Source organism: Alicycliphilus denitrificans K601 (assembly GCF_000204645.1).
Classification (GTDB): Bacteria; Pseudomonadota; Gammaproteobacteria; order Burkholderiales; family Burkholderiaceae_C; genus Alicycliphilus; species Alicycliphilus denitrificans.
This window is the reverse complement of sequence record NC_015422.1, coordinates 2,846,993-2,861,068: the sequence shown is the minus strand read 5'-3', so window position 1 is coordinate 2,861,068 and position 14,076 is coordinate 2,846,993. Positions and strand designations below refer to the sequence as shown.

Sequence of the window (14,076 nt, the reverse complement as noted above, 5' to 3'; positions counted from 1 at the left end):
CTGCGAGCCACCATGGTCGAGAGCCGCCCGATGAGATCGCCGCCGTCCAAAGCCAGGCTGGCCCGTCAGGACGATCTGGGCGTCGTTCAGCTGGGCTGGCTGGCGGCGGCCGTGTTCGTTGTCTCGGCCGGGTATGGCGCGTTGATGCCCTTGATTCCCGACTGGCTGCGCCCTCTGATGGGCGACGCGGATCCAACGGTGCTCGCGCGCCATGTCGGCTACCTCAGCGGCATCTACACGGCCGGGATACTTGTGGGGGCGCCACTGTGGGGCGTGCTGGCGGACAGGCTGGGACGCGCCCGCGTGCTGTTGGTCGGGCTGGTCGGCTATGTGGCGAGCCTGCTTCCGCTGCTGCGCCCCGAATCTGTGGGCGTGGTCGGCATCTATGCGCTGCGCGGCGCTGCGGGCTTCTTTGTCGCCGCAGTCGTGCCCGTGGTGCCGGCGCTCGTCGCGCAGTACACGCCGCAGGCGATACGCGCCAAGCGCTTCGCATGGTTGGGCGCGATGTCGCTGCTCGGGTTCCTGTTCGGACCCGGCCTCAACGCCGTCGCGGATCGCCTTGCCGGCTTGGGCGTCTTCGCCGCCCTCGTGCAGGGGTCATCGACCAAGCTCGTGATCGGACTCTCGGCCGCGCTGGGTGCGTTGATGATGCTGGGCCTGGCCGCCACGCTTCCCGCGCCGTCCAGCACTCTGGATGCGGGCCCGAGCGATGACGACGGCCCGCCCGAGAGCCGGTCCTTCACGCTCTGGCTGCTCAATGGCGTGGTCATGTTCGTGCTCGCCGGCTTTGAACTCGGCATCGTGCTGCAGGGCCAGCGTCATCCCGAACTCACGTCGCGCGAGGTGTCGTGGATGTTCGCCGCATGCAGCCTGGTGATGTTGGGCGTCAACGCGGTCCTGTTTTTCACCGGCTTGCTTGAGCGCGCTGATCCCCGTCGCATGTTGGCTGCCGGCATGGTCCTGGGTATCGCGGGACTCGCGGTGCTGGCTCGCCATGGCAGCGAGACCTGGATGTACGTTGGCGTCAGTTTCACAGCGGCGGGCACCGGTATCGTGCTGCCGACCGTTGCCTACCTCGCCGCAGGCTCCGCACGTCGGCGGCTCGGAACCGCGATGGGCGGCCTAGCGGCAGCAGCCGGCTTCGGGCAGACGCTTGGATCGGCAGTCGCCGGCTGGCTGTTCGGCACCGTCATGCAGAGCAGCTTCGCATGGCTCTCCATCCCGCTCGTGGCCACCCTCGCATTCTTGCTGATTCCCCGGCAGTGGTGGCCAGCGAACCCGGCCCTGCTGACAGCTTCACCTTCCTCCACGGAGACCGAACCATGAGACTTATCCTGACGACCCTGCTCGCAGCGCTTGCCCTGTCGCTGAGCGGATGCGGCTACAACGACTTCCAGCGGTTGGACGAACAGACCAAGTCTGCCTGGTCCGAGGTGCTGAACCAGTACCAGCGGCGCGCAGATCTGATACCGAACATCGTCGCGACGGTGAAAGGAGAGACCAACTTCGAACAAGAGACGCTGACCCGGGTCGTCGAAGCGCGCGCCAAGGCCACCTCGATTCAGGCTACTCCGGAACTCGTCAACAACCCCGAGGCGTTCCAGAAGTTCCAGGCGGTGCAGGGCGAGCTGTCCGGCGCGCTGAGCAGGCTGCTGGTCGTGAGCGAGAACTACCCGCAGCTCAAAGCCAACCAGGCCTTCCAGGAACTGCGCGCGCAGCTTGAAGGCACCGAGAACCGCATCACCGTGGCCCGCGGGCGCTATGTGAAGGTGGTGCAGGACTACAACGTCCTCACGCGCAGCTTCCCGACCAACATCACGGCCAAGGTGTTCAGCTACGACGTCAAGCCGAACTTCTCCGTCGCCGACGAGAAGGCGATGGCCACGCCGCCCCAGGTCAACTTCGGCGCCTCGGCACCGGCGGCGCGCCCCTGATATGAGCACGCTGAGAACAGCGGTGCCGTACCCGGCCGCCCACCTGCGCCTGGCCCGCATGTTGGTCTGGCTGTTGCTGAGCCTGTTCCTGGTGGTCGCGTCCGCGCAGGAGCTGGTCGCTATTCCGCCGCTGCAGGCGCGTGTCACCGACCTCACGGGGACGCTCGCCGCCGATCGGGTCGCCTCGCTGGATGCGCAGCTTCGTGCCTTCGAGGAACGCAAGGGCGTGCAGATCGCGGTGCTGATGGTCGGCTCCACGCGGCCTGAACCGGTCGAGCAGTACGCCATGCGGGTGGTCGAGCAGTGGAAGCTCGGCCGCCGCAAGGTGGACGATGGCGCACTGCTGCTGGTTGCCAAGGAAGATCGCGCCGTGCGCATCGAGGTTGGCTACGGCATCGAGGGCGCGCTGAGCGACCTGGTGGCGCGGCGCATCATCGACGAAGTAATCACGCCGCGCTTTCGCCAGGGCGATTTCGGCGGTGGCATCGCGGCAGGCGCCGAACAGATCATGCGCGTCGTCGACGGCGAAGCCCTGCCTGCGGCGGATCCACGGCGGCAAGGCCGGACCAACGACATCGGCCAGGCCTGGCCCTTCCTGTTCATCGTGGCTTTGATGCTGGGCGGATTGCTGCGCAACGCGCTCGGCCGGGTCCCTGGCGCCGTGGTCACAGCCGGGGTATTGGGTGCTGCGGCGTGGCTGGTGGTGGGCACCCTCGCGGTAGCCGCGATGGCCGGATTGGCGGGATTCTTCGTCACGCTGCTAGGCATCGGCATGGGCGGCCACAGCGGCATGCATGGGAGCCATCGGGGTGGTGGGGGGCCTGGTGGCGGATTCGGCGGCGGCGGAGGAGGATTCCGCGGCGGTGGCGGCGGCTTTGGTGGCGGTGGCGCCTCAGGACGGTGGTGAGATGAACATTCAACGACTTCTTCGCCACCTCGCCACCACCGGCCGCGCGGTACGCCGCGCCTTCCCGCCGCGCACTCTGGACGCCATCGAGCAAGCCATCCGTGCGGGAGAGTCCCAGCATGGCGGCCAGTTGCGCTTCGTGGTCGAGGGCGCGCTGGACGGATCGCCGCTGTGGCGAGACCAGTCGCCGCGCGAGCGAGCGCTGGATCTGTTCGCCCGTATGGGCGTATGGGACACGGCGCATAACAGCGGCGTGCTCATCTACGTGCTGCTGGCCGATCGGGCGGTGGAGGTCGTGGCCGATCGCGGCATCCATGCCTGTTGCGGTGCCGACATGTGGTCAGGTGTGTGCCAGCGCATGGAAGCCCAGTTCGCGCAGGGGCGCTTTGAGGCCGGTTCCATGGAAGGCATCGCCGCCGTCAGCCATCTGTTGATGCAGCACTTTCCGCGGGGCGCGGGCGACGGCAACGAGTTGCCCGATCGGCCAGTCATTTTTTGAACGACAACATCCTTGGAGACTTTCCATGCAACTTCAGTTTCTGGGTGCCACGGGCACCGTGACCGGTTCGAAATACCTCCTGCGCCATGGCGACGCGACCATCCTGGTGGACAGCGGCCTGTTCCAGGGCTTTAAGCAGCTGCGGCTGCGCAATTGGGAGCCGCTGCCGGTCGCGCCCAAGACGATCGATGCTGTCGTGCTCACCCACGCCCACATCGATCACAGCGGCTACCTGCCGCTGCTGGCGCGGCAGGGTTTTCGCGGGCGGGTCTATTGCACGTCCGCGACGCATGAGCTATGCAAGATCCTGCTCACCGACAGTGGTCATTTGCAGGAAGAAGAGGCGAAGTTCGCCAACCGCTACGGCTTCTCCAAGCATAAGCCCGCGCTGCCGCTGTACACGCGGGAGGATGCCGAGCGCTGCCTGAAGCTTTTCTCCCCGCGTCCGTTCGCCGAGGCCTTCGAGGCTCTGCCCGGACTCACAGCCCGGCTGGAGCCCTCGGGGCACATGCTCGGCTCCGCCTTCGTGCACCTCAGCGATGGGCAGCGCTCGGTGCTCTTCTCCGGCGACATCGGCCGCCCGAACGACCCGGTGCTGCGCCCGCCGGTGCAGGTCCCGGGCGCGGACTACCTGCTGGTGGAGTCCACCTACGGCAACCGCAAGCATGAAGAGACTGGCGCGCTGGAAAAACTGGAGACTGTGATCAATCGGACCGCCGCCCGCGGCGGCGTCGTGGTCATCCCCGCGTTCGCGGTAGGCCGCGCCCAAAGCCTGATGTATGGCATCTACCAGCTCAAGAAGCAGGGCCGCATCCACCACCTGCCGGTGTACCTGGACAGCCCGATGGCCATCGATGCCACGCGGCTGTACCACGCCCACCGTGACGAGCATCGACTCTCGCCCGAGGAGTGCGAGGGCATGTGCCACGCCGCGAAGATCGTCAACAAGGTCGAGGAGTCCAAGGCGCTCAGTGCCGGCCGCGGGCCGATGGTGATCATCTCCGCCAGCGGCATGGCCACGGGTGGCCGGGTGGTTCACCACCTGAAGTCCTTCGCACCCGATCGGCGCAACACGATCCTGTTTGCCGGTTACCAGGCGGGTGGAACCCGCGGTGCGGCGATCCTGCACGGTGCGTCCACCGTTCGCATCCATGGCGAAGACGTGCCGATTCGCGCCGAGGTGGCCTCGCTCGACAACCTCTCCGCCCATGCCGATGCCGACGAGATCATCACGTGGCTGCGCGGCTTCACGCAGACGCCGCGCCGCACGTTCGTGACGCACGGCGAGCCCGAAGCGGCCGATGCGCTGCGCTCGCGGATCGACCATGAACTCGGCTGGGCGGTCTCGGTGCCCGACTACCTGCAGACCGTGGAGCTTGCATGACAGCGCAAATGCATGAAGCCGGCCGCGCCAAGGAGGCCGGGAACAGGCTGCAGGCGTGGCGCACGGGCATCGACACCTATCAGGAGCCTGTGGTCTACATGCGGCGCGATTGCCCGGTCTGTCGATCGGAGGGCTTCACGACCCAGGCGCGCGTGCAATTGACGGCCGGCGGCCGAAGCATCGTGGCGACGCTCAGTGTCGTCGACGGTGATTGGCTGGCCGAGAACGTTGCCGGTCTGTCCGAGTCCGCATGGGCATCGCTGGGTGCGCAGCCGGGTGAGCCGGTAGCGGTCACCCATGCGCCACCGCTGGATTCGCTCAGCCATGTCCGGGCCAAGGTCTACGGCAACTCCCTTGGCGACGCCGAGTTCGGCGCGATCATCTCCGACGTCGCGGCGGGCCGTTACTCGGACCTGCACCTCGCCACCTTCATCACCGCCTGCGCGGGCGATCGCCTCGACCTGGCGGAGACGGTCTCGCTCACGAAAGCCATGATCGCCGTCGGCGACCGCATCGATTGGGGCCGTCCGCTGGTCGTGGACAAGCACTGCGTCGGCGGCCTGCCTGGGAATCGCACGACCCTGCTCGTGGTGCCCATCGTGACCGCCTGCGGCCTCATGATGCCCAAGACCTCCTCGCGCGCCATCACCTCACCGGCCGGGACGGCCGACACGATGGAGGTGCTGGCACCGGTCAACCTGGATGTGCCGAGCATGCGACGCGTGGTCGAGCGCACGGGCGGCTGCATCGTGTGGGGCGGCTCGGTCCGGCTCAGCCCCGCCGACGACATCCTTATCCGCGTCGAGCGGCCACTCGATCTCGACAGCGAAGGGCAGCTCGTGGCCTCGGTCCTGTCCAAGAAGGCCGCTGCGGGTTCGACCCATGTGCTGATCGATCTGCCCGTGGGCGCCACCGCGAAAGTGCGCAGCGCACACGCCGCGGCGTCGCTCGGCCGGCGCCTGCAGGAGGTGGGGGGCGCCATAGGCCTGCAGGTGTTCTTGCGCGTCACCGACGGCGAACAGCCGGTCGGCCGCGGGATCGGCCCCGCACTGGAAGCACGCGACGTGCTGGCCGTCCTGCAGGGTAAACCCGAGGCCCCGGCCGACCTGCGGGAGCGGGCGCTGCGGCTGGCGGCGGACATTCTCGAAATGGGCGGCGCGGCGCCGGCCGGCGGCGGCCTGAAGCTCGCCACCGAGGTGCTGGCCGATGGCCGGGCCTGGGCCAAGTTCCAGGCAATCTGCTCTGAGCAGGGCGGCCTTCGAAGCCTCCCGATGGCGGCGCATCTGCACACCGTCGAATCGCCGGCCACGGGCCGTGTCACCCGCATCGACAACCGCCTGCTCGCGCGGGCGGCCAAGCTCGCCGGTGCGCCGACCGCCCCGGCCGCCGGCATCGATGTGCACGCGCGCCTTGGCGATCGCGTCGAAGCCGGACAGCCGCTGTTCACGCTGCATGCCCAGGCACCAGGCGAACTGGCCTATGCCCTGGAGTTCGTCCGCGCGCGCCCACCGATCTTCCAGATTTCAGAGCACGCATGAAACCACTCATTTTTCACCTGCCAGGCGACGAGGCCTTCGCCGACGGCCTCGTCCGCGCGTTGCGTGCGGAGCGGGCCACCCTTCAATTACACCGGTTTCCGGACGGCGAGTCGCTGGTGCGGCTGGACGCCGACGTGACGGGCCGCACCGTCGTGCTCGTGGCCAGCCTGGCACAGCCCGACGCCAAGGCGCTGCCCCTGCTGTTCGCGGCAGACGCTGCACGCGACCTCGGTGCCACACGCGTACTGCTGGCAGCGCCCTACCTGGCGTACCTGCGCCAGGACCGGCGCTTCAACACGGGCGAAGCGATCACGTCCCGAACGTTCGCTGCGCTGGTATCGACGGTGTTCGATGGTGTCGTCACCGTCGACCCCCATCTGCACCGCTACCACTCGCTTGGCGAGATTTACCGGGTGCCCACGCGCGCCGTGCAGTCCGCGCCCGTCATCGCGGCCTGGGTCGCGGCGAACGTGGATCGCCCAGTGCTGATCGGCCCCGACGCCGAAAGCGAGCAATGGGTCCAGGAAGTCGCGCGGGGGGCCGATGCACCGTTTACCGTGCTGCAGAAGATTCGCCGGGGCGACAAGGACGTGGAGGTCAGCCTGCCCGACACCTCGGCCTTGGCAGGCCGCCAGCCCGTGCTCATCGACGACATCGTGTCCAGCGCGCGCACGATGATCCAGGCCATCGCGAGCGTGCGCCGCGTCGGATTGCCGCCGCCGGTGTGCATCGGTGTGCATGCGCTCTTTGCCGCCGATGCCTATGACGCGCTCCTCGCGGCGGGCCCCCTGCGGGTGCTGACCTGCGACACCGTGCCGCATGCCTCCAATGGCATCAGCGTGGTGGCACCGCTGGCGGCCGCGGTTCAGGACCTGATCGAGGCCAGCGCCACATGAGCGACGACCTTGTACGCCGCCCCTCCGCGCTGCGGCGGCTCTGGCTCCTGCTGGCCCAGGCAATCGCGATCGGCGCGGGGGTCATCATCGCCTGGCGGGCCTTCGGGCCGGCGCCTTTCCCTGTGACGCCCGACGTCGTGGCGGTACAGGAGGCGCCGCATGCGGGCGCCGCTACCGGCTCGGCGCCTACCACACCGAGCGCGACCACAGCCCGCCTGGAGGCGGGGTTTCGCGCCGCCGCCGCCAAGGCGTCCGCTTCGGTTGTGAACATCTACACCCGCAAGACACCTCCGCGCAGGATGCAGAACTGGTTGCGGCCCGATGGCGGCGATGAGGACGCCGCCCAAGGCGCGTCGAGTCTTGGGTCAGGCGTCATCGTCGCGGCCCAGGGCTATATCCTCACGAACAACCATGTCGTGGAGGGCGCCGACGAGATCGCCGTGATGCTGCCAGGCGAGAAGGTTGCCACGGCGCGCGTCGTCGGTATCGATCCGGAGTCGGACCTTGCCGTGCTGCGCGTCGAGGCCACGGGGCTGCAGCCCATCACCTTCGCTGATCCAGCATCGGTGCAGGTCGGCGACATCGTGTTGGCCGTCGGCGATCCGTTCGGGGTCGGCCAGACCGTCACGCAAGGCATTGTGAGTGCCACGGGGCGCAACCGCCTGGGCATCAACACCTTCGAGAACTTCATCCAGACCGACGCGGCGATCAACCCCGGCAATTCGGGCGGCGCGCTCGTCGATGGAAACGGCCATCTCGTCGGCATCAACACCGCCATCTACTCGCGCAGCGGCGGCTCCCAGGGGATCGGCTTCGCGATCCCGGTCAGCTTGGCACGGCAGGTGATGGAGCAGATCATTGCCACCGGCCGCGTGCGCCGGGGCTGGCTGGGGGTGAGCGCCCGCGACGTGATCCACGAGGCCACCGGTGCCACCGGGGGCGCCGCACTGGTGGCGGTGCAGCGCGGCGGGCCTGCCGATCGCGCCGGGCTGAGGCCCGGTGACACGGTGCTTGCGATCAACGGCAAGGAGATCCCGGACACCGCCGGCCTGATCGGCGAAACAGCCGCGGTCGCACCGGGCAGCAACGCCCAATTCAAGATCCTGCGCGGCCGCGAGACGGTGACCGTACAAGTCGAACTCGGGCAGCGGCCCGCGGTCCGCAAGCCCTGAGCGCCGATGACGATGCTGCACGAAACCGTCGAAACCGCCGAAACCGTCGAGACCGGCCTGCTGCGCGCGCTGACCCGCGGGGCGGAGACGCGTGCCTTTCCCCTCATCGTGGCGGCCGTGGCCATGGCCACCACGCTGTCGATGACGATTCCGTTCGGAACGTTGCTCGTCGCTGCCGTGCTACTCGCCCCGCGGCGCTGGCGGAGCATCGCCGCAACCTCCAGCATCGGCGCGGCCATCGGCGCACTGGTCCTCTATCTCGTGTTTCATCACTTGGGCTGGAACCGTTTCTTCGTCGCCTACCCCGACGTGGTGCGATCAACGGCCTGGCGTGACGCCACGTCCTGGCTCGGCGGGTACGGCGTGCCCGCGCTGCTGGTCATTGCAGCGCTCCCGGTACCGCTGACGCCTGCTCTCATGTTCGCGGCAATCTCCCGGCTGCCGGTGGCCGAGGTTCTTCTGGCGCTCTGGTTGGGCAAGCTGGTGAAGTACACGCTCTATGCGTGGCTTGCATCTGCTTTCCCATCGCCCTGGATCCGCAGGGTCCAGGACCGGACGGCGACCCTGCACGCCGCGCTGAGCCGCGCCCAGGCGCTCGATCCGGGTTCGCAGCATCGAGCCGCACCGGGAACATCTCCGCCAGGACCGACAGATCGGCCACAGCCATGAACGCCATGACACCCACATTCAAGAGGAAATGACAGCGATGTGTTTTTCTGCACCAGCCAGTTTCACGGCAGCCGCGGTACTTCTGGGGACGGGGATCGTCACCGTGCGCCGGGTCCGCGCGTGGCGCGAAGTGCCTTACGCGGCCATCCCGTTGCTCTTTGGGATTCAGCAGCTACTCGAAGGCATGTTGTGGCTGACATTCCCCGACCGCGCGCCCTTGCTGAAGGTGGTGCTGACGCATCTTTATTCGTTCTTCTCGCACGTCCTGTGGCCGATCTACGTGCCGCTGGCCGCCCTGGCGCTGGAGACCGTTCCGTGGCGCCGTCGGGTTCTCGCGGGCATCGCGCTCGCAGGCGCGCTCGTCGGGGTGTACCTTTTGGTGATGCTGGTGCGACTGCCCATCACCGCGCGCGTGGTCGGCCAGCACATCTTCTACGACTCCCCGCACTTCTACGTCCTGACCACGATGGCCTTGTACCTGATCGGCACCTGCGCAGGTCTAATGGTCTCCAGCCACCGGCGCGTAGCGGCTTTCGGAAATGCGGCCTTCGTGTCCGCGGTCGCCGCCTATTTTTTTTATGCGACCTGGTTCATCTCGGTGTGGTGCTTCTTCGCCGGCGTCCTCAGCATCATCGTGCTGTGGCAGTTCCGTGAACCCCGAGCGAGGCTCGCCGTGCAATGACGGATCGTCCGGCCGGCTTCAGGCCCGCACTTGCCCACCACGTGCTCACGCCTCTGTACGACCGGGTGGTGGTGCTGACCACGCGCGAGCAAGCGTTCAAGCCGGCCCTCGTGGCGCAGGCGTCGATCCAGCATGGCCACGACGTATCGGACGCCGGATGCGGAACGGGGACGCTCGCCCTCCTTGCGGCCACCGCATGCCCGCAGGCCCGTGTCACCGGGGTGGATGCCGACCCCGCCATCCTGTCGCTGGCCCGCCGGAAGGCGGCGAGCGTGGCGGCGCCGATCCGATTCGACGAAGGCCTGTCGACAGACCTGCCTTACGGCGATGGCTCGTTCGATCGGGTCGTGTCGAGCGTCTTCTTCCGTCACCTGGCGCACGCGGACAAACTGAAAACGGCCCGCCAGATGCATCGCGTTCTGCGCGTTGGCGTTCAACTGCACTTCGCGGACCGGGAGCGCTCGCGCCGACCGATCAGCCGTACGGCGTTCTTCGCCGTTCAACTGCTCGATGGCTTCGAGACCACGCGCGACGCGGTCGCCGGTCACTTGCCGTCGGTGCTCGCGCAAGCAGGGTTTGCGCAGGTTGCCGAGACACGGCAATTCGTTGCCATCTTCCACATCCTGTCCCTGTACAGCGCCATCAAGGTTGCGCCATGACCGAGGACCATCGTCTCACCGTTCTGTTCACCGACTTCGCACCAACGGACCAAGCGGCGATGCAGCAACGGCTTCCGGCCCACTGGCACGCGCACTTCGTCCAGCGCGAGCACCTGGTGGCGTCCGACACCGAAGATGGGGCGATCGAGGTCCTTTGCGTGTTCGTGCGCACGCGGGTGGACGAATCGGTGCTTCGCATGCTGCCGCGCTTGCGGCTCGTCGCCACCCGCTCCGCGGGCTTCGACCACATTGACCTGGAGGCGTGTCGAAAACGAGGCATTGCCGTCTGCCATGTGCCGGACTACGGGTCGGCCAGCGTCGCAGAGCATGCCTTTGCACTGTTGCTGGGCGTGACACGCCATCTGACGCAGGCCCACGAGCGGGCGCGCCAGGGCTCGTTCGCCTACCGCGGACTCACCGGCTTCGAGCTGGAAGGCAGGACGCTGGGCATCGTCGGCCTGGGCCGCATCGGACGCCACGTGGCGCGTATCGCCGTGGGGTTCGGCATGGACGTTCTCGCCTACGACCCCGCCTTCGCTGCTTCGGCTGCGCGCCCAGCTGGCGTGTCCCTCGTGACATGGGAGCAGGTCCTGCAAGGCAGCGACATCCTGAGCCTGCATGTTCCGGCCACCGAGGCCACGCGCCACCTCATCGACGCCCGGGCCTTCGCGCGCATGAAGCCTGGCGTGGTAGTGATCAATACGGCACGTGGAGCGCTGATCGACGAGGCCGCCTTGCTGCGCGCGCTGGACGACGGCAGTGTCGCAGCCGCCGGCCTGGACGTGCTGGAGCAAGAAGGCGCGCTGTCTCCCGAGGTGCCCACGGGCTGCGGGGGGCTCGGTTGCGATACCGGCTGGATGGCGTCCAGCCCGCTGCTGACCCATCCGCGCGTGCTCGTGACTCCCCACGTCGGTTTCAACACGACAGAGGCGATCGCGCGCATCTTCGACGAGACCATCTCGAACATCGCAGCCTGGCATGCGGGCCGGCTGCGCAACAGGGTGGATGAGCCGTGATGCGCCCTGACCGCTCCGTTTCTGCCGCGCGCCTTCCGGACCGTCCACCGCAACGCTCGGCGCTGCGCCGGGCGACGCAGATCGCAATGGCGCTGACCGGGTTCCTGCTCTGGGTGGCCTGGCACCGGGGACTCATGCGCTGCGACACGCACCGGGCGGCCGAGCGCTTTGCCCAAGTGCTGCAGCGATTGGGAACGACCTTCGTGAAGCTGGGCCAGCACCTCAGCCTGCGCGCGGACGTCCTGCCTCCCGATGCGCAACGGGCCCTGGCCAGCCTGCAGGCGCATGTGGCCCCGTTTTCTTCGGAACAGGCTGTCCAGGAGGTCGAGGCGGCCCTGGGCCGCCCTTGGCAAGAGGTCTTCGCACGCTTCGACATGCAGGCGCTGGCCGCGGCCTCGATCGCGCAGATCCATCGTGCGGCGCTACCCGACGGGACGGAGGTCGTGGTGAAGATCCGCCGCCCTGGTGCGGCCGAGCAAGCCGAGACCGACATGCGCATCCTGCGCCGGCTGGTCCTGACCATCCAGTGGTTCGTCCCCTCGCTGCGCCGCTGGGGTCTGGCGGCCATCGTGGACGAGGTTGCGGCGAACTTCCGCTACGAAATGGACCTGTCCCGGGAGGCGAGTTCCGTGCGACGTTTCGCCGACGCCTGGCGAGATTCTCCCGACATCGTGCTGCCCGACGTGGTGGACGGGCTGTGCACATCGACGGTGATGGTCCAGCAGTTCAGCCGCGGGGCCCACCTGCACGGTCTGCCGCCTGCCATGGGCGCGGCCGCTGCGGGCAAGCTCGTGGACAGCTACATCGTGCAGATCTTCCGCGATGGCTTCTTCCATGGCGATCCACACCCCGGCAACGTCTTCGTGATGGACGATGGCCGCATTTGCCTGCACGATTTCGGCATCGTGGGCCGGGTCGACCGCAGCATGCGGCGCGCTTTGGTGGCGTTCGCGCTGGCCTTCGTCGAGCAGGATGCCGACTGGGTGGTCGACGCCTGGCTGGACTTGGGACTGGTCGGCGAGGGCACGGATAGGGCCGTCTTCGTGCCCGTGGTGCGCACGCTGGTCGCGGACTGCGCAGAGCACCCGCTGAAAGACTGGTCGCTTTCCGATGCGCTCGCGCAGCTCGTGGCGGCCGGCCGGACCCAGGATGTCCGGCTTCCCAGAGACCTGCTGGTACTCACCCGCACACTGCTGCTGCTCGAAGGGACGGTACGCCTGCTCGCGCCGGACTTCTCCATCATCGAGGCCATCTCGCGCCACACGGCAACCGGCATATTCGATGAGCGCAAATCCGCGGCGTCACAACGTCTGCCCTACGAGCTGGGAAATGCAGCCAACGCGCTGCCCACGCTGCTGGCGCGGCGCCTGCACAGCGTACTGCGGCAGCGTGAGTTGCTGCAACTGTCGATCAAGCCCGACGTCCGGATGCTGAGCGGTATCGACCGCCTCGGCCGCCGCATCGCCCTCGCGCTCGTGACGCTGGGCCTGTACATCGCGTCAAGCTTGCTGATGCAGCACGCCGTAGGCCCTCGCTGGGGTGACATGCCGGTGCTCGCGCTGCTGGGCTATGCGCTGGCGATCCGGCTCACGTTTTTCATTGCGCGCAGCCGTGGCTGACGCGTCTCATCAAGTCAGGAGCAAGGAATGAACAAGGTCAGAGTGGCGGTGAACGGGTACGGTGTGATCGGCAAGCGGGTGGCAGACGCGGTCGCGCTCCAGGAGGACATGGCACTTGCCGGCGTCGCAGACGTGGTGCACGACTATCGACTACAGGTCGCCGCGCAGCGCGGCTTCGCCATCCACGCGGCAACCTTTGAAGCTGAAGGAGCGATGCGCGCCGCAGGTCTTGCTTTGGCGGGCAATCTGGCAGAACTGCTCGCGAAGGCCGATGTCGTGGTCGACTGCACGCCCAAGAAAGTCGCTGCGGTCAACAAAGAGGTGTACGCCGCGGCCGGCGTGAAGTCGATCTTCCACGGTGGTGAGTCTCATGCGCTGACGGGGCACTCATTCGTCGCGCAAGCGAACTATGCGTCGGCCATCGGCCGCGAGTCCACTCGCGTGGTCTCCTGCAACACCACGTCCATCGTGCGAACGCTGGGGGCGCTGCGGACGGCCGGCCTGCTCAAGCGTGCACGCGGCACGCTCATCCGCCGCGCATCCGACCCCTGGGAAGCGCATGCTGAGGGCATCATTAACACCCTCGTGCCGGAGAAGGCGATCCCCAGCCACCAGGGACCGGACGCGAGGACCGTGATCCCGGACCTGGATGTGGTAACGATCGCGGTCAAGGCGTCCCACAACAGCAGTCACCTGCACACCTGGTGGGTCGAACTGACGAGGCCGGCAACGCGCGACGAGGTGCTGGCGGCCTTCCGTGCGGCACCACGGATCGCGTTCGTGCGTTCCTCGGATGGCCTCGTGGCACTCAACAGTACGGTGGAGCTGATGTCCGATCTTGGCCGCCCGCGCGGCGACATGTGGGAGGTCGCCCTGTGGGAGGACGTCCTCGCGGTAGATGGCGACCAAGCGTACTACACCTACCAGGTCTTCAACCAGGCGATCGTGATTCCCGAAACCATCGATGCGATCCGCGCGCTGAGCGGCATCGAGTCCGATCCGTCAGCGTCAATCGCTCGGACGGATGCCGCACTCGGCTTGCGGCACGACTTCATCCACGACCGCGACTAGGCGTCGATTCACGCTTGGGCGGTACATTCT

General features: G+C 67.7%; 14 protein-coding genes. All 14 read left to right on the top strand.

What is annotated here, in order from left to right; genetic code table 11:
* Positions 1-12 precede the first annotated feature (12 nt).
* The 14 genes from ALIDE2_RS13585 (at position 13) to ALIDE2_RS13520 (ending at position 14,046) form a co-directional block, all read left to right on the top strand.
* The gene (locus ALIDE2_RS13585; RefSeq protein WP_013722297.1) at positions 13-1,326 is read left to right on the top strand and encodes an MFS transporter; all 1,314 of its coding nucleotides are present in this window, start codon (positions 13-15) and stop codon (positions 1,324-1,326) included.
* The gene (locus ALIDE2_RS13580; RefSeq protein ID WP_013722296.1) at positions 1,323-1,934 is read left to right on the top strand and encodes a LemA family protein; all 612 of its coding nucleotides are present in this window, start codon (positions 1,323-1,325) and stop codon (positions 1,932-1,934) included. Before ALIDE2_RS13585 ends, ALIDE2_RS13580 begins: the two co-directional genes overlap by 4 nt.
* Before the next feature lies 1 nt (position 1,935).
* Complete coding sequence (locus ALIDE2_RS13575; protein ID WP_041700923.1) at positions 1,936-2,841, top strand: TPM domain-containing protein; 906 nt, start codon at positions 1,936-1,938, stop codon at positions 2,839-2,841.
* 1 nt (position 2,842) lies between these two features.
* Positions 2,843-3,340 carry a TPM domain-containing protein gene (locus tag ALIDE2_RS13570; protein ID WP_013722294.1) on the top strand — a complete coding sequence of 166 codons (498 nt, stop codon included), beginning with the start codon at positions 2,843-2,845 and terminating at the stop codon, positions 3,338-3,340.
* 25 nt (positions 3,341-3,365) lie between these two features.
* A complete protein-coding gene (locus ALIDE2_RS13565; RefSeq protein ID WP_013722293.1) occupies positions 3,366-4,724 on the top strand; it encodes an MBL fold metallo-hydrolase in 1,359 nt (452 codons plus the stop codon).
* Complete coding sequence (locus tag ALIDE2_RS13560) at positions 4,721-6,262, top strand: thymidine phosphorylase family protein (RefSeq protein WP_013722292.1); 1,542 nt, start codon at positions 4,721-4,723, stop codon at positions 6,260-6,262. The genes ALIDE2_RS13565 and ALIDE2_RS13560 overlap by 4 nt, the downstream gene beginning before the upstream one ends.
* Positions 6,259-7,158: a ribose-phosphate pyrophosphokinase gene (locus ALIDE2_RS13555; RefSeq protein ID WP_013722291.1), complete on the top strand. Its 900-nt coding sequence runs from the start codon at positions 6,259-6,261 to the stop codon at positions 7,156-7,158. The genes ALIDE2_RS13560 and ALIDE2_RS13555 overlap by 4 nt, the downstream gene beginning before the upstream one ends.
* Positions 7,155-8,330: a S1C family serine protease gene (locus tag ALIDE2_RS13550; protein ID WP_013722290.1), complete on the top strand. Its 1,176-nt coding sequence runs from the start codon at positions 7,155-7,157 to the stop codon at positions 8,328-8,330. The genes ALIDE2_RS13555 and ALIDE2_RS13550 overlap by 4 nt, the downstream gene beginning before the upstream one ends.
* A 6-nt stretch (positions 8,331-8,336) precedes the next feature.
* Positions 8,337-8,999, top strand: a complete 663-nt coding sequence (locus ALIDE2_RS13545) for a YqaA family protein (protein ID WP_013722289.1) — start codon at positions 8,337-8,339, stop codon at positions 8,997-8,999.
* Between the two features lie 37 nt (positions 9,000-9,036).
* Positions 9,037-9,681 (top strand): DUF6629 family protein, encoded by a 645-nt coding sequence (locus ALIDE2_RS13540; RefSeq protein ID WP_005794588.1) that lies wholly within the window; start codon positions 9,037-9,039, stop codon positions 9,679-9,681.
* Positions 9,678-10,340 (top strand): class I SAM-dependent methyltransferase, encoded by a 663-nt coding sequence (locus ALIDE2_RS13535; protein ID WP_013722288.1) that lies wholly within the window; start codon positions 9,678-9,680, stop codon positions 10,338-10,340. The genes ALIDE2_RS13540 and ALIDE2_RS13535 overlap by 4 nt, the downstream gene beginning before the upstream one ends.
* On the top strand, positions 10,337-11,356 hold the full coding sequence (locus tag ALIDE2_RS13530; protein ID WP_011805854.1) for a hydroxyacid dehydrogenase: 1,020 nt from the start codon (positions 10,337-10,339) through the stop codon (positions 11,354-11,356). The genes ALIDE2_RS13535 and ALIDE2_RS13530 overlap by 4 nt, the downstream gene beginning before the upstream one ends.
* A gap of 86 nt (positions 11,357-11,442) precedes the next feature.
* On the top strand, positions 11,443-12,975 hold the full coding sequence (locus ALIDE2_RS13525; protein ID WP_193353145.1) for an ABC1 kinase family protein: 1,533 nt from the start codon (positions 11,443-11,445) through the stop codon (positions 12,973-12,975).
* A 27-nt stretch (positions 12,976-13,002) separates the two neighbouring features.
* On the top strand, positions 13,003-14,046 hold the full coding sequence (locus ALIDE2_RS13520; protein WP_005794597.1) for a type II glyceraldehyde-3-phosphate dehydrogenase: 1,044 nt from the start codon (positions 13,003-13,005) through the stop codon (positions 14,044-14,046).
* Positions 14,047-14,076 lie beyond the last annotated feature (30 nt).